Below are 21,325 nucleotides of genomic sequence, written 5' to 3' on the forward strand. Positions count from 1 at the left end.
CCTCACGCTCACGGCATGCCGGCGAGCGCGCGGCACTCGGCGCCGAGCGAGGACTCGGGCGAGGAGAGCTCGGCGCACTTGCGGAACGAGGCCCGCCCGCCGCGCCCGGCCGCCTGCTCTGCGGCGCCGCGCAGGTGCCACGCCGCGGCGCTCCCCGGGGAGGCGGCCGTGAGCTGCTGCGCGAGCTGCACCGCCTTGCCGGTCTGCCCCGACTCCAGGGCGCGCATCACGCGCGTCGAGAGGGGCCCGCCCTCGTCCGGCGCGGCAGGCGCGGGCGCGGCAGGCGCGGACGCGGGCGGGGCAGCCGAGGGCTCCGGCTCCCGCGCCGGTGCGGCCGGCTGGCCCGCGGTCGCCGCCGCGCTCGGCGGCGCCGCGTCGGTGGTCGGCGCGTGCGAAGCGCGCTCGGAGGGCGCTCCGGCCGGCGCGGGGCTCGCCGCGGCAGGTTTCGCCCGCGCGCTCGCGGAGGCCGGCGCGGCCGGCTGGCCAGCCGGGGCGTCGGCGGGGGTCGCTGCGGAGAGCCCCGCCGCGGCGGCGGCCGCAGGCTCTCCTTCCGGCTCCGACGCGGCCATGGCCGCTGCGGGCACTGCCGCGGAGTGCTGCCCCGCCGGTCCCTCCTCCGGCAAGGGCGCATGGACCGGGGCCGCTGGCACGGGGCGCCCCGTCTGGCCGACCAGCCACACGCCGGCGGCCCCGAGCGCGAGCGCCGTGACCAGGCCGGCGACGATCCGCGCGGTGCGGGCCCGGCGCTCCTCGTGGCGGGGCCCGAAGAGCGTGGCCTCGACCGCGCCGGCGGTCGTGTCGGCGTCCTCGGCCGAGGGATGCTCCTGCGCCGCGATCCCCTCCGGCACGTCCACCCCGCCGCCGAGGAAGAAGCGCTCGCTCTCGCTGATCGGCCCGCGGTCGCCAGGAGGCGCGTCGTCCGGCGCCGCCGCGAGGCTCGCCGCCGGGGCCGCGCCGGCCGGCGCGGCGTCCGGCAGCGGCGGGGGGGCCACGATCGGGCGCGCCTCCCCGGCCTTCGCTTCGACGGGCTGCGGCGCCTGCGCACGCTCCGCCGCGCGCGGGACGGCGACAGGCGGCGGCGCGTCGCTCGGCGGGCGGGGGCGCAGCGTGGGGCTCGTCGACGCCGCCGGGGTGCGCTCCTCTCCGGCGGGCAGCGCGACGCCCGCTGCCGCCGCAAGCGCAGGCGGCGCTGCCGCAGGCGCGGGTGGCGCCGCGGGCTCGGGCGGCGCCGCTGCGGGCGCCTCGGGGGGCGTGGAGCGAACGCGCTGCTCGGCGGGACCGGCCGCGGCCACGGGCCTGTCGCTCTTCGTGGAGCGCTGCTTCTGCGCGAAGCTGCGCGGCGTCACGAGCGGTCGCGTGAGCGGGGCCTCATCGCTGCTCGCGAGCGTGGTGTCCTTGTCGAGATCGACCTCGGCGCGCGGCCGCGTGACCCGGGCGGCCTCGGCAGGCGATGCGGCGTTCCTCGGCGGCTCCGACGGCGCGCGGCCACCCGCCGCGACAGGGCGCGTCACGGCGTTCCTCGGCGGCTCCGACGGCGCGCGGCCACCCGCCGCGACAGGACGCGCCACGGCGTTCCTCGGCGGCTCCGACGGCGCGCGGCCCGCTGTCGCCCCGGCGCGCGCCGCCGCGGCCGACACGGTGCTCCGCGGCGGCTCCGACGGCGCGCGGCCACCCGCCGCGCCGGAGCGCGCCGTCGCGGCCGACACGGCGCTCCGCGGCGGCTCCGACGGCGCGCGCGCCCCCTCCGGCGCGGATCGCGCCACGGCGGCGCTCGCGCTGGCCGCTCGACCGACCGCCCCTGGCCCGTGCACCGCGCTGCGGGTCGTCACGGGGCGCCCGGGGGACTCCGCGTCGGGGTCCCCCGCCGGCGCGTGCAGCTCGTGACCGGGCCGGGAGCGCGGGAGCACCGCCGGAGAGACCCGGTTCGAGAGCGGCGCCGGGACCACGGCGGCGTCCTCGAGGTCGTCGGGGCCGGCGTTCCCCGGGCTCCCCTCGGGGTAGTTGGAGTTGGAGCGCCGCGCGCTCGACGGCGACGAGAGCGGCGAGAACTCGTCGTGGAACGCCGCCTCCGGCTCGCTCGGCACCACGTCGTCGGGCGGGAGCGCGGCGGCGGGCACCAGCAGCCCCTCGAAGTAGAGCTTCGAGATGGTCGAGAGCGTCGAGAGATCCTCGAACGGGGACGCGTCGACCACCTGCATCAGCGTGCGCTTGCCGTCGAACAGGCGCAGGATCCCGTTCAGCTCGTCGGGGATCTCGTTCAGCCGCTCCAGCAGCTCTTCGCTGTCGACCTCGAACACGGTCGCGAGCGACGGCAGCGCCTCGAGGAGCCGGCCCCACTCGTCGACGCGGCGCATGCCCTCCATGAGGAGGCCCTGCGTCGACGTCTCGATCCCGTCGGGGTTGTCGACCTTGCAGAACTCGACCTCGAACGTCCCCTCGTTCCACAGCAGCGCGCGGTAGACGGCCTCCTCGCCGCAGAGCCGGCCGAGCGTCGCGTCGACGACCTTGCCCTCGCGGAAGTAGACCTGGGCCTCGTTGTCCGCGTGCGACAGGTGGACGATCCCGCTCTTCCGGCTCACCTCGAACGTCTGCAGCAGATCCACGACGTTCATGTCGAGGATCGACCCGGAGAACCTGGTCCGCCCCGTCGTCGAGAAGTGGCGCGTCGTGATCCCCTCGCGCGTCCGCCGCGCGAGGAGCAGCGTCACGCGCGCGATGAGCTCACGCACGAAGATCGGCTTGGTGAGGTAGTCCTCGACGCCGAGCTCCAGCCCGCGGATCTTGTCCTCGATGGACCGCTGGCTCGTCAGGAAGACGACCGGGATCGAGGCCCAGTCGGCGCGCTCCTTCATCTTGCGGACGAGGGCATATCCGTCCACGTTGGGGAGGCGCGTGTCGCTGAGGACGAGGTCCGGCGTGGAGACCTCGAGCTTCGCGAGAGCGTCCGCTCCGTCCTTCGCGGTGGTCACGCTGTAACCGGCCTTTTTCAGGCTGACCTCGAGGACCCGAACGCTGCGCGGATCCGCGTCGACCAGGAGGAGCTGTTGCTTGGCCACTAGAGGTTTCCGCCTCGCGAAGGATGGCGAGCCCGAACGGACGCTGTCAAGCGCTCCGCCCTGAGCGTCGCCGCTGCCGTCGATCGCTTGTCCCGCGGCCGCGGGCCCGGTGATCGACGTCGTCCATCGTGCACACAGGACGGCTGGGAAGGCCAGGTTTCGTCGCGCGCCGATCGGGCGATCAGCGCTTCCAGGGATCGACGATATCGCCGGTTGCTTGCGGCCTTACCATGGACGCCGTGGGCGCCGCGGTCGCCGACGGACGGGCCGTCGCCGCGGTCGGCTTCGCCGGGATCGGGGCGGCTGTGCCCTGGGTGCGGGGCGGCTCCTGCGCGGTCGGCGCGGGCGCCGCCGTCGCGGCCGCGGGCGCGGCGGGCGGCTCGTCGATCGCCCTGGCGGGCGCCGTCTCCGCCGGGAGGGCGCCGCCGGGAGCCTCGGCGGCGGCGACCTCGGGCAGCTCCTCGGGCGTCGAGGCGCGCAAGGCGCGGACGCCGAGGGCGATGACGATGGGCACGAGGACCGCCGCGAGCGCGATCGCCACGCGCGCGGTCATCGAGAGCGGCTCGGACGGCTCCGCGGGCGCCTGGACCGGGGCGAGCATCTCCTCGGTCGCGCGCGGCCGCATCGACTCGGTCGCGCGCGGCCGCATCGACTCGTACGCGCGCGGCCGTACCGACTCGTGGCGAGGCAGCTCGCCCGGGGGCGCGACGGAGGTCACGCGGCCCGGCGGATCGAGGGCGAGCTCGATGGCCTCGACGAGGTCGGCCATCGAGGAGAAGCGCTCCTCGGGGTTCTTCGCGAGGCAGCGCATGACGATCGGGCCGAACGCGCCGAGCGCGGTGGCGTCGGGCATCACCTGCTCGAGCGGCTCGGGCGACATGTACATGTGCTTGGTCAGCACGCCCATGTACGTGTCCGCCTCGAAGGGGACGCGCCCCGCGAAGCACTCGTACATGAGGACGCCGAGCGCATAGATGTCGGCGCGGGCGTCGATGCGCTTCCCCTCCGCCTGCTCCGGGCTCATGTAGTGCGGCGTCCCGAACACCATGCCGATGCGCGTGAGCCGCTTGCCGCCGGTCACCTTCGCCACGCCGAAATCGAGCAGCTTGACGAACTCCTGATCGCCGTTGCGGACGAGGTACACGTTGTCGGGCTTCAGGTCGCGGTGGATGACGCCCGCCGAGTGCGCGGCCCCGAGCGCGGCGGCGCACTGGAGCATGATCTGCCCGACCCTGTCGGCCGGCAGCGTCCTCTCGGTGCGCAGCAGCGACGCGAGGGAGGTCCCGGAGAGGAACTCCATGACGAAGAACGGCAGCTCTGCCTGCCCCGTCTCGACCTCGATCGCGCCGAAGTCGCTCACCGCGACGATGTTGGGGTGGCCGATCGCCGCGGCCGCCTTGGCCTCCTGGATGAAGCGGGCGACGAGCTCGGCGTCCTGCGCGATGTCGTGCCGGAGCACCTTCAGGGCGAAGAGGCGGCCGAGCGACTTGTGGCGCACCTCGTACACCGTCCCCATCCCCCCTTCCCCCACCACCGCCTGCACCTCGTAGCGGCCGTCGATGGTGCGCCCGAGCATCGGATCGGCCGATGGATTCCAGTCGGGCGCGTCGGCGAGCGGATCGCCGTCGAACGGGCAGAAGCGGGAGTCGCCGGAGAAGGTCTGCTTGCAGGTCGGGCAGCGCCGCGCGCGCGGGGTCTGCTTCACCTTCCCCCGGCGGGCCGGTCCGTCGAAGCGCGCCGGCAGCGGCGGGAGCGCCGGCAGCGCCGGGCGCGCGTCGATGTGCGCTGGCAGTGGTTCCCCGCGCGGCGGCACATCGCTGCGGAGCGGCGCATCGCTGCGCGCTGGCGGCACATCGCTGAGCGCTGGCGGCTCGGCAAATGATTCGTCTCCGTGCAGCCGCGGGATGTCTTCCCGATGGAACAGCTCGGCAGCCTCGGACTCGCCGGCGGTCATCTCGGGCTGAGCATCCCCGGCCATGCGGAGCGTCACTGGCACCCCATCGAGTCTAGCCGAAAGCGCGCTCAGTGGTTCGGATCAGATGGCGCCAGTTTGGCGACCGCCGTGGAGCGCCCCCCCGCGGGTCGCCGCGCGCGGCGGCCGGCGCCGCCTGGTAAGGACTCAGATCTCTTCGAGAATCTTCGCCTTGCGGGCCTGGAACTCCTCGTCGGTGATGAGGCCCTTGCTCTTGAGCTCCCCGAGGCGCTCCAGGCGCTGCTCGATCGAGGGGGCTGCGGCGGGGGCAGCCTGCGGCGCGCCCGGGTAGCCCTGCGGCGCGCCCGGGTAGCCCTGCGGCGCGCCCGGCTGCTGCATGTGGGGCGGCACGAACTGGGGCTGGCCCTGCGCGGCGAGCGCGGGGTTCATCGCCTGCGCCAGGCCGGCGCCGATCGCCACCTGGGCGCCCAGCCCCGCGACGCCGCTGCCGTCGCCGCCCTGCGCCATGCCCTGGCCGGCGCCCATCATCGCCTGGCCGGCGGCGTAGTTCTGCCAGTTGCCCGCCAGCTGCTGCACGTACCGCGCGTCCTGCTGGAACCGCTGATCGAGCTCGAACTGCTTCGCGCGGGCGCTGTCCTGCGCGACCCCGATGCCGCGGCGCGCCTCGCCGCGCGCCTTGTTCGCCTCGCGGAGGAGCTTCTGGTCCTCGGCCGCGAAGTTGATGTTGAAGTTGCCGATCTCGAGGATCTTGCAGCCGATCTCCTCGAGGTTCGGCGCGGATTGCACGATGCGGGCGCCGAGCTCCATGCTCATGCCGCCGAGGTTGAGCAGGCTCTTCTGCTGCTGCGCGCAGACCTGGCCGATCACGGTCTTCACGCTCATGAAGAACTTGCCCTTGATCCAGCTCAGGACGACGTCGTTGTCCCCGCTGCCGCCGCACTGCCCGTGGTACCCGACGACGAACCGCACCGGATCGACCACGACCAGCGAGAACTCACCGAAGATGCGCGGCGTCACGAACTCGTAGAGGACAGGGTCCTCCATCGACTCCAGCGGCCCGCCGAACGGCACGCCGCGGACCGGCTGCGTCTTGACGAAGAAGATCTCGGCGATGAAGACGTCCCCGCCCGTGAACTTGTTGACCAGGTTGTTCAGGAACGGGATGTTCTGGGTCTGGAGGGTGTGGCGCCCTGTGGGCAGGTAACCCATGTACCTGCCGTCCTTGAAGAAGAGGGCACACTCATCGCTGTCGACCGTCAGCTGCGACCAGAAGGGGACGTTCTGGTCCGGGTGCTTGTAAACGATGAGATGCTTCGCCGCGTCCGGGCGCGCGATCATCATCTCGCGGACGCCGCTCTTCACGAAATCGAAAATCCCCATGTCGCGCTCCTCTTCGGTGTGCTGGGTGTGACGGACCTGCCGGTCCCCTGCCCCCCGGGCTCGGGCTTCATTCCGGCAGACGGCGCGCAGGGCCCGCGCCGTTCGTTCTCCGTTGACGATCGCCGCGCCTTTCAGGCACACAGCGGCCTCAGGATAATCCGCAGATCGCAGGGCAGCAATGCCCGCCGGGAGGACCGTATGCCCGTTGCTCCGCTTGCTCTGCTAGCTCTGGTCGAGCCGCTGGCGTCACCCGAGTCATCCGAGTCCCCTGCGTCGCCCGCGTCCTCCGGGATCCCGAGCTCCGCCGTTCGGCAGCCGAAGCGCTCGTCCTCCTGGCACGGGGCCGCGCTGGCGCGGGCGCCTCGATGACCGCGCCGATCGACGTCGGCGCCCTCTCGGCGCCCGCGCAGAAGCTGGCGCAGCCGGGCGCGCCGCAGAAGCTCAGGGAGATGGCGGCGCGCGGCATCGCCCCCGGGCTCAAGCCGGGCGACGTCGTGACGGTGCTCGTGCTGCTCGCGTCGCGCGAGGAGGAGCCGGCCCGCGAGACCGCGGAGAAGACGCTGGCGGCGCTCCCCGAGCCGCTGCTCCAGGGGGCGCTCGGCGCGGATCTGCAGCCGCCGGTCATCGACCGGCTGGCCCGCGTATACGCGGACCGCCTCCCGGTCGTCGAGAGGCTCCTCGCGATGCCGGGCGTCGCCGCGGAGACGATCGAGGAGCTCGCGCGGACCGGGGACGAGGCGGTGACGGAGCTCATCGCCGTCAACGAGGAGCGGCTGCTCAAGAACCCGCGCGTCATCGAGAAGCTCTACCTCAACAAGAACACGCGGATGTCGACCGCCGACCGCCTCGTCGATCTCGCGTCCCGCAACGGGGTCGAGCTCACGGGCATCCCGGCGTGGCGCGAGGTCAGCGTCGCGATCAAGGACGAGCTCATCGCGGAGCCGTCGCCCGAGCCCACGCCCGACGACGTGCTGTTCAGCGAGACGCAGGCGCTCGCGGAGGCGCTCGCCGCGGACGAGCCGGTCGACACCCACGTCGAGGACGAGGAGGGCAAGGAGGCGATCAAGGAGCAGTACGTCCCGCTCTACAAGCGGCTCGCCGACATGACCATGTCGCAGCGGATCCGGCGGGCGATGCTCGGCTCGCGCGAGGAGCGCATGCTGCTCGTGCGCGACTCGAACCGCCTCGTGGCCAGCGCCGCGGTGCGCAGCCCGCAGATGCAGGAGGAGGAGGTCGTCCTCATCAGCCGCAACCGGAACATCTCGGACGAGGTGCTGCGGATCATCTCGACGACGCCCGAGTGGCTGAAGAGCTACACGGTGAAGCGGAACCTCGTCGAGAACCCGAGGACGCCGGTGCTCGTCGCGACGCGGCTGGTCCAGCACCTGCGCGAGTCCGATCTCCGTGGCATCGCGAAGAGCAAGAACGTGACGTCGCCGGTGAAGGACGCCGCGCGGCGGCACCTCGAGCGGCGCAAGAGCTGAACGGGGGACGAGCGATGAGCGACCTGGTCCGCTTCGGCGTGGCGATGGATCGCGCGCTGCTGGCCGAGTTCGATCGGCGCATCACCGCGCAGGGCTACGAGAACCGCTCGGAGGCGCTGCGGGATCTGGTCCGCGCGGACCTGACGCGCGCCGCGCTGGACGAGGGGGCCGAGGTGGCGGCCACGCTGACGCTCGTCTACGAGCCCGAGGTGCGGGAGCTCGTGCTGCGGATCTCCGAGCTGGAGGAGCGGCGCGCCGGGTCTCTGGTCTCCAGCCTGCTGGTCCGCCTCGACGCGGCCCGGCTGCTCCAGGTGATGGTGCTGAAGGGCCGCGGGCAGGAGCTGTCCGAGCTCGCCGGGCAGCTCGCCGGGGCCAAGGGGGTCCTGTCCTGCGCGCTCACGCCGGCCGCGGCGCTCCCGGGGGCGGCGCGCCGGTAGCGAGGGGCGGCGCGCCGATGGAGGAGGGCTCTCCAGAGCGCCCGATCTACGCGTCGTCGCCGGAGCTGTCAGCCACCTTGACCGTGGTCTTGGGCGGGTCGACGATGAACGTCACGAGGCGCTCCTTGGCCTCGAACTCCTGCCGGTAGATCACGGCCGAGCGCTTGTACTTGAAGGGGCCCACGCGCACCCGGTGCCAGAGGCCGCGGCCCTTGACGTACGCCGGCTCGACGTACGCCTTGTGCCCGCGCCGGCGCAGGGCCGCCGCGAAATTCTCGGCGTCGGTGGGGTCCTTGAACGAGCTCACCTGGAGCTGGTAGCTGCCAGGCCCTCCCCGCTCGGTCTCCGGCCCCTCCTCGCGCGACACGTGGCGAGCCATCGCCGTGAGCGTGTCGTTCGGTGCGGCCTCGCCGCCGGAGGGCCCGAGCACGTGCTGCGCCGGCAGCGGGACCACGGGCAGCCGGTCCGCGGCAGGCGGCGGGAGGGGCTCCGCGGCCGGCGCCTCGGCGGAGGTGGCCGCCTTGGCCGCCCGCGGATCGCGCACGGCCTCGAGCGCGGTCGTCGGGTGCTCCGCGTCCGAGAGGACCGCGGGGAAGGTCACGTCCTCCCCGATCGTGGCAGGGCGCGGGGCCGGCTTCACGCCGGCCGGGTGGGTGCGCGCGACCAGATCGCCGAGCGGATCGGCGGTGACCGGCCGCTCGCGCTGCGGGGCGCGCAGGAGCGCCACCGCGGCGAAGACGATGCACGCCCCGCCGAGCGAGGCCAGCACCAGCGCGCCCGCGCGCGACGGGCGAGCCCCGGGATCCTCTTCCTGGATCTCCTCGAGGTTCCGCACCGCCCCGGTGTCCATGCTCTCGCCCTTGCTGCGCCTCATGCGTCCTCCTCGCCCCGTCTACCCTGCCCGGCCGGCGACCCACAACTTTCGTGTGCTACTTTATCCTACATCTCCCGGATGGGTCCGGTCTCTGGACGAGCGCTCTCGGGTGAGCGCGCGCTTCGGCGGGGCCGGTCAGCCTCGCATGCGCGGCGCGCGCGGAGAAAGTTCTCGGCTGGCGGCGGGCGCGCGCTCGCCGGCCGATCCCCGCGGGCTTCGTCCGCTGTGAGCCGTCTCGCGGCGCTGCCGTGACTCAAGGGGGCCGATCGGATCACGAGGCGGCAGGAGGCGTTCGGTCATTCCCAGCGGAGCCCCACGATCATGGTGATGCGCGCCAGCGCGCTTGCGCCCCCGCGAAGGCTCGGCGTGGTCGCCTATGCGAGCGACGAGGCGCTCGTGGAGGGCCTCCGCGCGAGGCATCCTGCCGCGCTCTCCGCCTTCCACGAGCGCTTCTCCGGGCACGTGCTCCGCGTCCTCGGCCGGGTGCTCGGCGGCAGCCGCGACCTCTCCGACGCGCATCACGACGCCTTCGTCCGCGCGCTGTCCTCGCTCGACACCCTGCGCGATCCGGCGGCGCTGAAGGCGTGGATCACCTCGGTCGCCGTGTTCACGGCGCGGACCTGCATCCAGCGGCGCGCGCGCCGGAAATGGCTCCTCTTCTTCGCCCCCGACGAGCTCCCACCCCTCGTGGAGCCCCCGTACGAAGGTGAGGCCCACGAGGCGCTGCGCGCGACCTATCGAGCCCTGGAGCGGCTCCCGGCCGACGAGCGCATCGCGTTCGCGCTGCGGCGCATCGAGGGCATGGATCTCCAGGAGGTCGCCGACGCGTGCGGCGTCTCGCTCGCGACCATCAAGCGAAGGCTGGCCCGCGCGGAGGTCCACTTCCTCGAGGCGGCGCGGGAGCAGCCCGCCCTCGAGGGGTGGCTGAAGGGAGGCGCGTCATGAGCGATCGTCCCCCGTTCGATCGTCTTCATGAGCTCCGCCGGGCCCAGGATGAGGAGCTCGCGGCGCAGGATCTCGGTGGCGCGCGCCGACGGTTCCTGGAGATCGCGGCCGGCGGATCCTCCCGTCCCGGGGCCGCGCGCATCGGCCCCAAGCGTCCCCGGTGGATCGCGCCCGCGGCCCTCGTGGCGCTGGCGGGGGTCTGTGCGGCGCTGCTCCTCGTGCTGCTCCCCTCGTCGCGGTCGCTCTCGTTCGCGGTGGGCTCGGCGCGAGGTCGGGTCGGGGCGTGGATCGCCGCCAGCGCGGATGCTCCTCTGGCGGTCGCCTTCTCGGACGGCACCTCCCTGGCGCTGGACGCGAACGCCCGGGCGCGCGTGGTGGCCGCCGACGCACATGGCGCGCGCGTGCTGCTGGAAGGCGGCCGGCTGACCGCGACGGTGACGCACACCGCGACGAGCGCCTGGAGCTTCGACGTCGGCCCGTTCGACGTGCTGGTCACCGGCACGCGCTTCGAGCTGAGCTGGTCCCCGGCGAGCGAGCAGCTCAAGCTGGTGCTGCGGGAAGGATCGGTCGCCGTGTCGGGGCCGCTCGTGGGGGGGCGGCGCACCGTCGCCGCGGGAGAGACGCTCGAGGTCTTCTGCAAGGAGCAGCGCTTCGAGCTCACGCGCGGGGAGCTGCGCGCCGCCGCGCCGCCTGCGCCGTCCGCCACGCCCCTCGACCAGGCGGCCTTCGAGCCGGCCCCCGCGGCGACCGGCGCCAGCGAACGCGCGATGGTCGCGAAGGCCGCGGACGCCGCCCCTCGCCGGCCGAGCTGGCGCGATCTCGTGGCCGACGACAGGTACCATGAGGCCATGACGGCGGCCGAGGCCGAGGGCTTCGACGGGCTCGTCGCCCGCGCGAGCGCGGCGGATCTGCTGACGCTCGCGGACGTCGCGCGCTTCTCCGGGAAGGCGGATCGCGCCGCGGCGGCGCTCACCGCGGCGCGGAGCCGGTTCGCGGGCTCGGGCGAGGCGGCGAAGGCCGCCTTCCACCTCGGCCGGATGGCGTTCGACCAGCGGCGATCGTACGCCGAGGCCGAGCGCTGGTTCCTCGTGTACCTCGAAGAGCAACCGGGCGGCTCCTTTGCGCAGGAAGCGCTCGGGAGGGTCATCGAGTGCCGGGAGTCGATGGGGTCGGCCAGCGAGGCCCGCGAGGCCGCGCGCCGCTACCTGGCGCGGTATCCGGCGGGGCCCCACGCCGCACACGCCAGGGATCTCCTCGAGGGGGAGTGAATGCCGCCTCGAAGGCCGGATCGCGCGGCGCACGGCGCAGGCTGGGCGCTCGGGCTTTGCCTCCTCGTCGCACCCGAAGCGCGCGCGGCGCCGCCGGATCCGCCGCCGGAGCCTCCACGCACGAAGGTCGTCCTGATCGCCGATCGCCGGTCGGATTCCATCATGGCCCGCGTGTATGCCGAGCTCGCCACGCTCGGATTCACCGTGGTGGTCGTGAGGGGCGGCGCCGAGCCGCCCTCCCAGGGGCCCATCGAGACGAGCGCGCGCGAGGCCGGAGCGGCGGCGGAGATCCGGGTGACGGAGGTGCCGGGTGGCGTCGAGATCTCGATCGCTCGTGGTGCGACTGGTCAATCGGTCCACAGCGCCGTGATGGCCGACGATCCAGCCACGGTCGCGGTTCGCGCGGTGGAGCTCCTGCGCGCGAGCCTCCTGGATGTGCGCTCGCCCCGTCCGTCGCAGGGCGAGGTCGAAGCCGATCCCGAGGCTCGCGCCGTCGTCGACATGCAAGAGCCACCGCCGGCCAGGCCCGCGCCCGTCGCCGCCGCGCGCCCGCGAGCCGACGGCACCTCCCGCCCGCCCCCTCCCCCGGCCCTCGGGCCAGGCGCAATCCGAAGCACACCGATGACGTTCGGCGTCGGGGCGGCGCCGGCGATCCTGTGGAGCGCAGGCGGCGTGCCCGCCACCCCGATGCTGGACGTGTCGGGGTACGCGATGATCCGGTCTCGTCTGGGGCTCTCCACCTTCGTCCAGATCCCGCTCGCCAGCGCGAGCCGTGAGGGCAAAGAGGGCACGCGGCACACGCGCATAGCGCTCGCCGCCCTGGGGATGCGCGTCCCGCTCGGCCCCACCGACGCCGCGTGGCTGCCATCGGCCGGCGCAGGGCTCGCCGCCGCCTGGCTGCACGTCGAGGGCGAAGGCCGCTCGCCCCGGTACGCCGGCAGGTCGGAGGACGCGTACGCGGTCGCGGCGTACCTGCGCGCAGGGCTCTCGTTCGCGCCGACGCCACACCTGCGGATCAGCGAGCACCTGCTCGCCGGGATCGCGGTGCCGCGCCTCGTGATCGACGCCGCAGGTCGCGCGACCGACACGTGGGGTCGCCCGTTCCTGGGCGCGTCTCTCGGCGTGGAGGTCGTGTTGCCGTGAGCCGAAACGGGCAGCTTCCGTGACCTCAGCGCAGACCATCTTGACGCCGGGCGCGTCGGCGCGCGGCGTGGAGGACCCAATGAAGATCACGGCTACGAAGCTCTGGGCTCTTGGCTTGTCGGCGGCCTTCGCGCCCGCACAGGCGGCGTGCGGCGACCGCCATGTCGATCCGATCGTGGAAGTCCACCTGGCGACCACCGTCGAGGTGCCCACCGAAGGGCCGTGGGCTCCCTGCATCCCCCCCGAGGACGGGAACTTCGGCCGTATGCAATGCCCGGATCGTGAACCGGACGGCGCAGAGCGCACATGCAGGGCCGCGTACGTGGCCGACAGACAAGACGATGGATCGATGTGGTGTGATCTGGCGGCGCAATGCAACTACGAGTGCGAAACGGCGGAGGACTGCCCGCGGCCGCCGAGCGGAACCGCCACGCCGGTGTGCAACTCGGTCTGCGAGTTGCCCTGCGACGCGAACACCACGTGCCCGAGCGGCATGGAGTGCTGGCACATGTTCCACGGGCCTGGCCTCCGGGACGAACAGGGCTTCTGCATGTGGAAGTACCAATGTGACTGAAGGCGGAGGTCGGCGAGCCTGGCCCCGCTGGGGAGAGCCCGCTCGTTTCTTCCGGGCGTCGCCTCCATGGCGCATTGGATGCGCTGGCCGAGTGGCGTAAATTTTCTCACAAACCAGCCTCCAACGATCCCCGAGTGAAGAGCACGCTCGAGGCGACCCAACGCCAGACGCGGCGACTTTCTCCGGGGTGGTCGGCGGCTTTCCATGGGCGAGCGAGCTCGAGCGTGAGAAATTGCGGGCACATGCCTTCTTGCGCTCGCACCTCGCACCCTACGACCAGGCCTTCGCACCCCGGGCTAGGCGCGAGCCGCTGGGTGACCAGCGCGCTGCTGCTGACGACCTTGGCGGCGCTCGGCGGGGCGGCCTGCTCCGATTCTTCCGCGCCGGAGCCGGGAGCCGAGGCGAAGGCCTCGAAGGCTGTCCAGAGCGGCGCCAGGTCGCCTCATGCCGTGCCTTTCGACCTCGAGAAGACGATGCGTCGAGCGCGCCTCGCCTTTCGCCGGACGCCCGGAAGCACCTTCAGCGGCGGCTTTGGCGCCTACCGGGCGCGTGTCTCCGAGGAGCGCGTGGAGCTGGGCCTTGCCGGCAAAGCCGCTCGAGGCGCGGCCCCGTCGGTCCAGGTCGCGTTCGAGACGTCCGGCTTCTCGTGCGGCGGAGGCGAGCTCGCGTCGCCCGAGCGGCGCGGCGCGGAGGTGGTCGCCGACGGTCACCTCGCGCTCGATCGCGGTTGGGCCGTCGAGCACCTCGCGAACACGGAAGAAGGCCTTCATCAGAGCTTCTCCTTCGCGGAGGCGCCGTGCGCGGGGGCGTTCGAGGTGCGGCTCCGCGTGACGGGGGCCTCGTACCGCGGGTACTCCGCGGGCTCGGGGCATTCGTTCGTGACCGATGACGGTCGCGTGGTGAGCTACGGCGACGCGACATGGCGCGACGCGACGGGCAACGTCGTCCCGCTGGCCGTCGAGCACCTGGGCGAGGGCGCGCTGCGCATCGTGGTGCCGGAGGAGGTCGTGGCGCGCTCCATCTTCCCCGCCGAGATCGATCCGCTCCTCACGTTGCGCATCCCGCTGAACGAGCCGGTGCTCGGCTTTGCGCGCCTCGATCAGTCGATGCCGGCGATCAGCTTCGACGGCACCAACTACCTCGTGATCTGGAACGACAACCGGGCCATCGACGAGAACTACCGCAGGCTCTTTGCCACGCGCGTCACGCCGGCCGGAGAGGTCCTCGATCCGGGGGGCATCCCCGTGCTCGAGAACGGCACGGCGCAGCACCCTCCCGCCATCGCCTTCGACGGCACCAACTACCTCGTGGCGTTCGTCGACATCAGCGGCTGGGTTCGATTCAACCGCATCACGCCGGCGGGCGTCCCGCTCCACGGCCAGGGTGGTGTGGTGATCGAGCAGGCCCTCGGGCGGGACGTCGCGGTCGCCTTCGACGGCACGAACTACCTCGTGGCGTGGCCGACGCACACGGACTCGAGCTCGAACATCAAGGCGCGGCTGGTGAGCGCCAGCGGCACCTTCGTAGGCGCCTCCTTCAACGTCGCCACCCAGGTTCAGGCGCAGCTCGAGCCGCGCCTCCTCTTCGACGGCACGAACTACTTCGCGACCTGGTCGGATCGTCGGGGCGGGGGCGTCGCCGGCTTCGACATCTACGGCGCGCACATCTCGCCTGCGGGCGTGGTCCTCGAGCCGAACCACATCACGATCGCGGCCGGCGCCTACGATCAGATCAAGCCGTCCGTCGCCTTCGACGGCACGCGCTACCTGGTCGCCTACCAGAACGGGACCGATCGCCCGCAAATCGAATCCGTGCGCGTGAGCCAGGCCGGCGTGGTGGAGGACGCGGTGAGCCAGAAGCTCTCTGCTGAGCCCGGCACGCACGTCGCCCCCTCGGCGGCGTTCGACGGGACGAGCTTCGTCGTCGTCTGGAGCTCCGGCAGCGCTCAGGACGTGTTCGTGAACCGGGTGAGCCCCGACGGCGCGGTCCTGGGCGGCGCCGGGAGCGCGCTCGTCACGGCCAGCGGGAGAAAGGCGCTACCCACCGTGTTCTGCGGCGCGGCCGGGTGTCTCGCCGCGTGGGAGGATGGGCGGTTCGGCAATGGAAGCTTTGCTGGCGACGACGACGGGGAGGTCTTTGGCACCCGCATCGCGGACGGCGCCGCCCTCGACGTCGGAGGCCTGCACCTGAGCCGGGCAGCGAGCGAGCAGTCGATGCCCGCCATCGCCTACAGGGATGGAAACTATTTCGTGGTCTGGCAGGACTACCGCGAGGGGACGCGCACCGACCTCTATGGCGCGCGCGTCAGCGAGGCGGGCACCGTCCTGGATCCAGCCGGAATCCTGATCAACAGTGCGCCGTACGATCAGCGCGAGCCTCGCCTCGCGGCGAGCGAGAGCGGCTATTTCGTGGTGTGGCTCGACGGACGCAGGAGCGGCAGCAATTACACCCGCCGCGACGTGGTTGGAGCGCGCGTGACGCCGGACGGACAGGTGCTCGATCCGGACGGCATCGCGATCTCGGTGGGCGGCTCCGATAAGACTCCGGCGGTCTCCTCGGATGGCTCTGGGTACCTCGTCGCCTGGCAGGATACGGCTGGCGGTGACAACGACAAGCTCGAAGCGTCGCGCATCGGCGCGGACGGCGCGGTGCTCGACGACCCGCCGCTGCTCGTGGCGCAGCGGACGGGCGCGAGCCACGTCACGATGGCCTATGGGGAAGGTCAATATTTCATCGTCTGGCACACGCCTGGAACGAGCCTCCTGCCGAGCGGGACGCGAGGCGCGCGCGTCCTGTCCGACGGCGCGCGCCTCGATCCGAGCCCAGGTCTCAGCCTGGGTACGGGCATGTTCCCCGCGGTCGCCTACGACGGCACGTCCTTCGTGGTCGCGGCGCGACGGGTCGCCAGCAGCAGCGTCAGCTCGACGACCTACCGGATGTGGGCGACCCGCGTGTCGCCGAGCACGGGCAACGTCCTGGATCCGAGCTGGATCCAGCTCTCCGCGACGAGCATCGCAGGGTACTCCGGCGCGTGGTATCGGCAGGGACCGGAGCTCGCCTTCGACGGCGTCGACACGCTCATCGTGTGGCCCGGAGGCATCACAGAGAAGAAGATCCACGGGGCGTGGCTCTCACCGGCGGGCGATGTGGTCCTCGGCACGACGCTCCTGTCGTCGTCGACCGGGGCGTACCACTCGCCGACCGTGGCAGCGGTCGGGGACGGACGCAGCTCGCTTGTCACGTACGTCTTCGGTGACCAGACGACTGGCGTTCAGAACTATCGCGTCAATGCCAATCAGATGGACGCCGCGTCGCAAGGACAGGAGTGCGAGCTCGACATCCAGTGCAAGAGCGGGCACTGCGTCGATGGTGTCTGTTGCCGGACGACTTGCAGCGCGGCGACGGATGACTGCTTTGCGTGCAGCGTGGCGGCGGGCGCTGCCGTCGACGGGATCTGTGGTCCCACGAACGGCAACAGCTGCGGCGCAAGCGGTATCTGCATCGAGGGCTCGTGTGACGTCGCAGGGACGGGCGTCACGAGCACCGGAGGTGCAGCCGGCAGCGACGGCACGAGCGTCACGGCAGGCGCCGGGAGCAGCGGCGGCAGCGGCGGAGAGAGCAGTGCGGGCGCCGCCGGCACCGGAGGTGCGAACACCGGCGGCGCAGGCGGAGAGAACGGCGCTGGGGGCGCCAGCAGCGCCAGCACGAGCGCCACGGCAGGCGCGGTGACCAGCGCAGGCGCAGGCGGAGAGAGCGGCGCTGGGGGCGCCAGCACAAGCGCCACGGCAGGCGCGGTGACCAGCGCAGGCGCAGGCGGAGAGAGCGGCGCTGGGGGCGCCAGCACAAGCGCCACGGCAGGCGCGGTGACCAGCGCAGGCGCAGGCGGAGAGAGCGGCGCTGGGGGCGCCAGCACGAGCGCCACGGCAGGCGCGGTGACCAGCGGCGGCGCCGGTGGCGCGAGCAGCGGCGCTGCGAGCACAGGTGGCGCTGGAACGTCTGCGGAAGGCGCCTCGACGAGCGGCAGCGCCACAACGGGTGGGTCGAACAGCTCGGCTGGTGGTGGCGGAGCTTCTACAGGCGGCGCGCCCCCCGATTCGAGCGGCTCTGGCTCAGCCGACGCGGACCCGTCGGACGATGGAGGATGCTCGTGCGCTCACATCGGAACGACGAGGTCGAGCGCATCGACCTCCCTCTGGCTGCTCGCACCGCTGGCCCTCGGCGTGCTCCGAAAGCGGCGCGCTCTACGCGCCGGCCATCGCCTGCCCTCTGGCTGAGCCCACCGCCTGACCCGCGCGGAGCGCGACCGTCCTGGCGGGGGCCTCTCCCGGTCCGGCGCCGGTCGATTCAATAGCTCCTGGTCTTCGTGCACCGCGCGATGTCACCGCGCCCGGACGAAGAACGTCGAGCGCGGTGGCAGCTTCAACCACGAGCGCAGCTTGAGCCAAGATGACCAGCTCCGTCTCGCGACGAGCGCTTCACCTCCTCAATGCATCATGCGCCAGCCTCCGCGAGCCCCTGTGGAGGAGACTTGCACCTCCGCGGGCTCCGCCCTTTCTGCTTGTTCGCGTCGGCGCGGTTGACGAGCGCATCCATGGCCTCCAGGATCCGGGCCTGATTCGGCTCCATTTGCGCGGCGGTGGGCTTTCACGACGGCGAGCGCTATGACTCCGCCCCATGAACGACCCGGCCTCTGCCGAGCCTCCCCCCGGCGCTCTGCCGGTCCCTCCTGGAGCGACGCAGCGGGCGGTGACCCGCGCGGACGATGGTCCCACGCAGCACGGCGCTGCTCGCCGTGGCGCCGACGCTACCGCGGCGCACGGCCACCACGGCGGCAAGGCAGCGCTCGCCCTGGCCGCGCTCGGGGTCGTCTTCGGCGATATCGGCACGAGCCCGCTCTACGCGCTCAAGGAGTGCGTGAGCGCGACGCACGGCGTCCCGCCGACGCCCGACAACGTCCTCGGGCTGCTCTCGCTCCTCTTCTGGTCGCTGATGATGGTGGTCACGGTCAAGTACGTCACCTTCATCACGCGGGCCGACAACGACGGTGAGGGCGGCATCCTCGCCTTGCTCGCGCTGGTGCCGGAGCGGCTGCGCGCCAGCGGGACGCAGGGCGTCGGGTGGCTCGCCGGGCTCGTGGTGCTCGGCGCTGCGCTCCTCTACGGCGACGGGGTCATCACGCCCGCCATCTCGGTGCTGAGCGCCATGGAGGGGCTCGAGGTGGCGACGAGCGGGCTCAAGCCGTTCGTCGTGCCGCTCACCTGCGCGATCCTCGTCGGGCTCTTCAGCGTGCAGCGCTGGGGGACGGCGCGCGTCGGCAAGGTCTTCGGCCCCATCATGGTCCTCTGGTTCACCGCGCTCGCCGCGCTCGGGCTCGTGTTCATCGCCAGGAACCCGGCGGTGCTCGCCGCGCTGAACCCCGTGTACGCGGCGCGCTTCTTCGCCGCCCACGGCTTCCACGGGTTCGCGATCCTGGGGTCGGTCGTCCTCGTCATCACGGGGGGCGAGGCGCTCTACGCGGACATGGGGCACTTCGGGCGCGGCCCGATCCGGCTCGCCTGGTACGCGGCCGCGCTCCCGGCGCTCGTGCTCAACTACTTTGGCCAGGGGGCGCTCCTGCTGCAGGAGCCCGAGGCCGCCGCGAACCCGTTCTTCGCGATGGTGCCGAAGGGTCCCCTCACCTACGCGCTGGTCGCGCTCGCCGCCATGGCCACCGTGATCGCGTCGCAGGCGCTGATCTCGGGCGCCTACTCGCTCACGCACCAGGCGATCCAGCTCGGGTACCTGCCGCGGACCCAGGTGCGCCACACGTCGAGCGAGGCCGCGGGGCAGATCTACATCCCCCTGACGAACTGGGCCCTCGCGGCCGGGTGCCTCGCGCTCGTGCTGATCTTCCAGCAGTCGAGCCGGCTGGCCGCGGCGTACGGCATCGCGGTGACCGGCACGATGGGGATCACGTCGATCGTCTTCTTCGTCGTGATGCGGCACACGTGGCGAGCCCCGCTCGCGAAGGCGCTGCCGCTGCTGATCCTGTTCCTCTCGTTCGATCTGCCGTTCTTCGGGGGCAACCTGATCAAGTTCCTCGACGGCGGGTACGTGCCGGCGGTCATCGCCGCGGTCCTGTTCGCCATGATGGTGATCTGGAAGCGAGGCCGCGCGATCCTCGCCGAGCGCTTCACGCGGGCGGCCCCTTCGGTCGACAACTTCGTTCGCGATCTCGACGCGAAGTGCCGCGCGCGGGTCCCCGGCACGGCGGTCTTCCTGAGCTCGCGCGCGGGCAAGACACCTTACGCGCTGACGCACCACCTCAAGCACAACAAGGTGCTGCACGAGACGGTGGTCATCTTGACCGTGGTGACGGAGCACGTCCCCCGGGTCGCCGACAGGGAGCGCCTCGACGTGACGAGCCTCGACAAGGGGGTTCACCAGGTCGTCATCCGCTCTGGCTTCATGCAGTCGACCGACGTGCCGGCCCTCTTGCGGCGGGCCGCGGCGGCGCACGCGCTGCCCATCGATTTCGCGGACGTGGCGTATTACCTCGGCCGCGAGACGATCCTCGCCACCGACAGGGGCCGGATGGGCAGGATCACGGAGACGATCTTCGCGGTGATGGCGCGGAACGCCGGCGCCGTGCCCGACTACTTCAGGCTGCCGCCGGAGCGGGTGGTGGAGATCGGCGTGCAGGTCGACCTGTAGCGCCTGGTGGACATCGGCGCGCGGCGCGATCGGTCCACCTCCTCTGGGCTTTCGCGCGCTCGAGGCGCTATGACTCGGCCCTCATGAAGATCCCGCTCCTGGGCCGTGTCCTTCCCGCGCTCGGCCTGTCGCTCCTCGGCTGCGCGGAAGGGCCGCGGACGCTCACGGTCGAGGTCGTGCCGGGGCACGAGGCGACCGCGTTCCAGGAAGACCCACCCGTCGCCCGGATCGAGGTGACCGCGACGGCGGCCGAGGGAGACGTCACCGTGTCGGCGGCGGCGGCGCCGGGCGGCGAGCTCGATTTCGGCGAGATCCCGGCGGAGCGGGCGTACACGTTCGACGTGCGCGGCCTCGACGCGGGCGGCGCGACCGTGGTGCGGGGGCGCTCCGCGGCGGGCATCTACCTCGCCGCGGTGACGGGCGACGTGCTGCCGCTCTTCGCCCAGCGCGCCGGCCGGTGGGCGCGGCCGCCGGGCGAGCTCGCGGCGTCGCGCGTCGGCGCGCCCGGGGCGGCGCTCGCGGAGCGCTACCTGATCCTCACCGGCGGGGCCGCGGCCGGGGGCGCCGCGGCGGGTGACGTGGACCCGGCGCGGCTCGACGCGTACGACCTCGCGGCGTGGGGCGGGAGCGCCTCCAGCGGCGCGCTGCCGCGGGCGGCGCGGTCGCTCGTGGTCCGGGGAGACCTGCTGCTCACGCTGGACGACGAGGGCGCGAGCTGGACCGACGTCGCGGCGGGGCAGAGCGCCGAGGCGTCGCTCCCCGAGGGGCTCGGCTCGTTCGCGGAGGTGGCGGGCGGCCGGACGGTCGAGGCCTCGGACGGGCGCTCGTTCGTTGTCGGCGCGACGCGCGCGGGGGTGGCCGCGGGGGTGGCGGGCGCGCCTTCGGACAAGGTGCTCGTCGTCGGCGCGGACGGGGCGCTCTCCGTGGCGAAGCTCCGCCACGCGCGGGCCGGCGCCGCGGCCGTGTGGGTGGAAGGCCTGGGCCTGGTCGTCGCGGGCGGGAGCGCGGACGGCGAGGGGCTGGAGCTGCTCGGCGATGGCGCGACCGAGTTCTCGCCGAGGCCGTTTCCGCCGGACGCCTCCGAGGGTGCGGGCGCCGCGGTGACCGGTCCCGGGGAGATCACGCTCGTCGGCGGGGTCCAGGGCGGCGCCGCGGCGCCGACGCGGCGGCTCGCGCCGGGGTGCGCCGCGACCTGCGCGGCGGTGGAGGTCGAGGGCGCCGCGCTGACCGCGGCCATCGGGAGCGTCGCTGCATTCGCGCTGCCCGGCGGGCGCATCCTCGCGGTGGGCTCCGAGGCGGGCGAGGACGGGCTGACGCGGAGCTTCCTTGTCGACGTCGCGGCGGCGCAGGTCGAGGAGCTGCCGCTGCGGGAGCCGCGGCGCGGCGCGGCCGTGGTGCCCGCGCCAAACGGGACGCTCGCGCTGCTCGGCGGGGTCCACGCGGACGGGACGCCGGCGCTGACGATCGAGACGTTCTTCCCGGAGTGAGCGGTCCGCCGGAGGGTGCGGCGCTTTCAGGACGATCTCGCGGGCGCTGCG

General features: G+C 73.1%; 13 protein-coding genes. 9 read left to right on the forward strand and 4 right to left on the reverse strand.

The features are described 5' to 3' along the window. Window positions 1-8: 8 nt before the first annotated feature. From WMF11_RS20480 to WMF11_RS20490, 3 genes are all read right to left on the reverse strand, one after another. Window positions 9-3,056 (reverse strand): response regulator, encoded by a 3,048-nt coding sequence (locus tag WMF11_RS20480; protein WP_437978643.1) that lies wholly within the window; start codon window positions 3,054-3,056, stop codon window positions 9-11. 181 nt (window positions 3,057-3,237) lie between these two features. After that, window positions 3,238-5,052, reverse strand: coding sequence for a protein kinase domain-containing protein (locus WMF11_RS20485; RefSeq protein WP_437978644.1), 1,815 nt, complete (start codon window positions 5,050-5,052; stop codon window positions 3,238-3,240). 123 nt (window positions 5,053-5,175) lie between these two features. Beyond that, window positions 5,176-6,369, reverse strand: coding sequence for an SPFH domain-containing protein (locus WMF11_RS20490; RefSeq protein ID WP_437978645.1), 1,194 nt, complete (start codon window positions 6,367-6,369; stop codon window positions 5,176-5,178). Window positions 6,370-6,734: 365 nt separating this feature from the next. Between WMF11_RS20490 and WMF11_RS20495 the strand changes: the two genes are divergently transcribed. Both WMF11_RS20495 and nikR read left to right on the forward strand, forming a co-directional pair. Then, the gene (locus tag WMF11_RS20495) at window positions 6,735-7,853 is read left to right on the forward strand and encodes a hypothetical protein (RefSeq protein WP_437978646.1); all 1,119 of its coding nucleotides are present in this window, start codon (window positions 6,735-6,737) and stop codon (window positions 7,851-7,853) included. Between the two features lie 14 nt (window positions 7,854-7,867). After that, a complete protein-coding gene (gene nikR / locus WMF11_RS20500) occupies window positions 7,868-8,290 on the forward strand; it encodes a nickel-responsive transcriptional regulator NikR (RefSeq protein WP_012236284.1) in 423 nt (140 codons plus the stop codon). Between the two features lie 46 nt (window positions 8,291-8,336). Here the strand turns inward: nikR and WMF11_RS20505 are convergent, their stop codons facing one another. Then, window positions 8,337-9,164, reverse strand: coding sequence for an SPOR domain-containing protein (locus WMF11_RS20505; protein WP_437910118.1), 828 nt, complete (start codon window positions 9,162-9,164; stop codon window positions 8,337-8,339). A gap of 321 nt (window positions 9,165-9,485) precedes the next feature. Between WMF11_RS20505 and WMF11_RS20510 the strand changes: the two genes are divergently transcribed. The 7 genes from WMF11_RS20510 to WMF11_RS20540 all read left to right on the forward strand — a co-directional run bounded on the left by WMF11_RS20510 (window position 9,486) and on the right by WMF11_RS20540 (window position 21,274). Next, entirely contained in the window at window positions 9,486-10,109 is a 624-nt protein-coding gene (locus WMF11_RS20510; protein ID WP_437910120.1) for an RNA polymerase sigma factor, read from the forward strand. Further along, entirely contained in the window at window positions 10,106-11,377 is a 1,272-nt protein-coding gene (locus WMF11_RS20515) for a FecR domain-containing protein (protein ID WP_437978647.1), read from the forward strand. Before WMF11_RS20510 ends, WMF11_RS20515 begins: the two co-directional genes overlap by 4 nt. Beyond that, entirely contained in the window at window positions 11,378-12,520 is a 1,143-nt protein-coding gene (locus WMF11_RS20520) for a hypothetical protein (protein WP_437978648.1), read from the forward strand. A 79-nt stretch (window positions 12,521-12,599) separates the two neighbouring features. After that, entirely contained in the window at window positions 12,600-13,094 is a 495-nt protein-coding gene (locus WMF11_RS20525; protein ID WP_437978649.1) for a hypothetical protein, read from the forward strand. A 314-nt stretch (window positions 13,095-13,408) separates the two neighbouring features. Further along, entirely contained in the window at window positions 13,409-17,368 is a 3,960-nt protein-coding gene (locus WMF11_RS20530) for a hypothetical protein (RefSeq protein ID WP_437978650.1), read from the forward strand. Window positions 17,369-17,768: 400 nt separating this feature from the next. Next, on the forward strand, window positions 17,769-19,787 hold the full coding sequence (locus WMF11_RS20535) for a potassium transporter Kup (protein ID WP_437978651.1): 2,019 nt from the start codon (window positions 17,769-17,771) through the stop codon (window positions 19,785-19,787). Window positions 19,788-19,870: 83 nt separating this feature from the next. After that, on the forward strand, window positions 19,871-21,274 hold the full coding sequence (locus WMF11_RS20540; RefSeq protein WP_437978652.1) for a hypothetical protein: 1,404 nt from the start codon (window positions 19,871-19,873) through the stop codon (window positions 21,272-21,274). Window positions 21,275-21,325: the final 51 nt, after the last annotated feature.

The sequence above is a fragment of the Sorangium sp. So ce295 genome (assembly GCF_051527405.1).
GTDB lineage: Bacteria > Myxococcota_A > Polyangia > Polyangiales > Polyangiaceae > Sorangium > Sorangium cellulosum_B.

What these genes read in the sequence shown, in the direction of transcription:
- WMF11_RS20505 (WP_437910118.1), bottom strand. Translation starts at nt 9,164, where the DNA reads ATGAGGCGCAGCAAGGGCGAGAGCATGGACACCGGGGCGGTGCGGAAC.
- WMF11_RS20490 (WP_437978645.1), bottom strand. Translation starts at nt 6,369, where the DNA reads ATGGGGATTTTCGATTTCGTGAAGAGCGGCGTCCGCGAGATGATGATC.
- WMF11_RS20535 (WP_437978651.1), top strand. Translation starts at nt 17,769, where the DNA reads ATGAACGACCCGGCCTCTGCCGAGCCTCCCCCCGGCGCTCTGCCGGTC.
- WMF11_RS20520 (WP_437978648.1), top strand. Translation starts at nt 11,378, where the DNA reads ATGCCGCCTCGAAGGCCGGATCGCGCGGCGCACGGCGCAGGCTGGGCG.
- WMF11_RS20515 (WP_437978647.1), top strand. Translation starts at nt 10,106, where the DNA reads ATGAGCGATCGTCCCCCGTTCGATCGTCTTCATGAGCTCCGCCGGGCC.
- WMF11_RS20495 (WP_437978646.1), top strand. Translation starts at nt 6,735, where the DNA reads ATGACCGCGCCGATCGACGTCGGCGCCCTCTCGGCGCCCGCGCAGAAG.
- WMF11_RS20510 (WP_437910120.1), top strand. Translation starts at nt 9,486, where the DNA reads ATGGTGATGCGCGCCAGCGCGCTTGCGCCCCCGCGAAGGCTCGGCGTG.
- WMF11_RS20540 (WP_437978652.1), top strand. Translation starts at nt 19,871, where the DNA reads ATGAAGATCCCGCTCCTGGGCCGTGTCCTTCCCGCGCTCGGCCTGTCG.
- nikR (WP_012236284.1), top strand. Translation starts at nt 7,868, where the DNA reads ATGAGCGACCTGGTCCGCTTCGGCGTGGCGATGGATCGCGCGCTGCTG.
- WMF11_RS20525 (WP_437978649.1), top strand. Translation starts at nt 12,600, where the DNA reads ATGAAGATCACGGCTACGAAGCTCTGGGCTCTTGGCTTGTCGGCGGCC.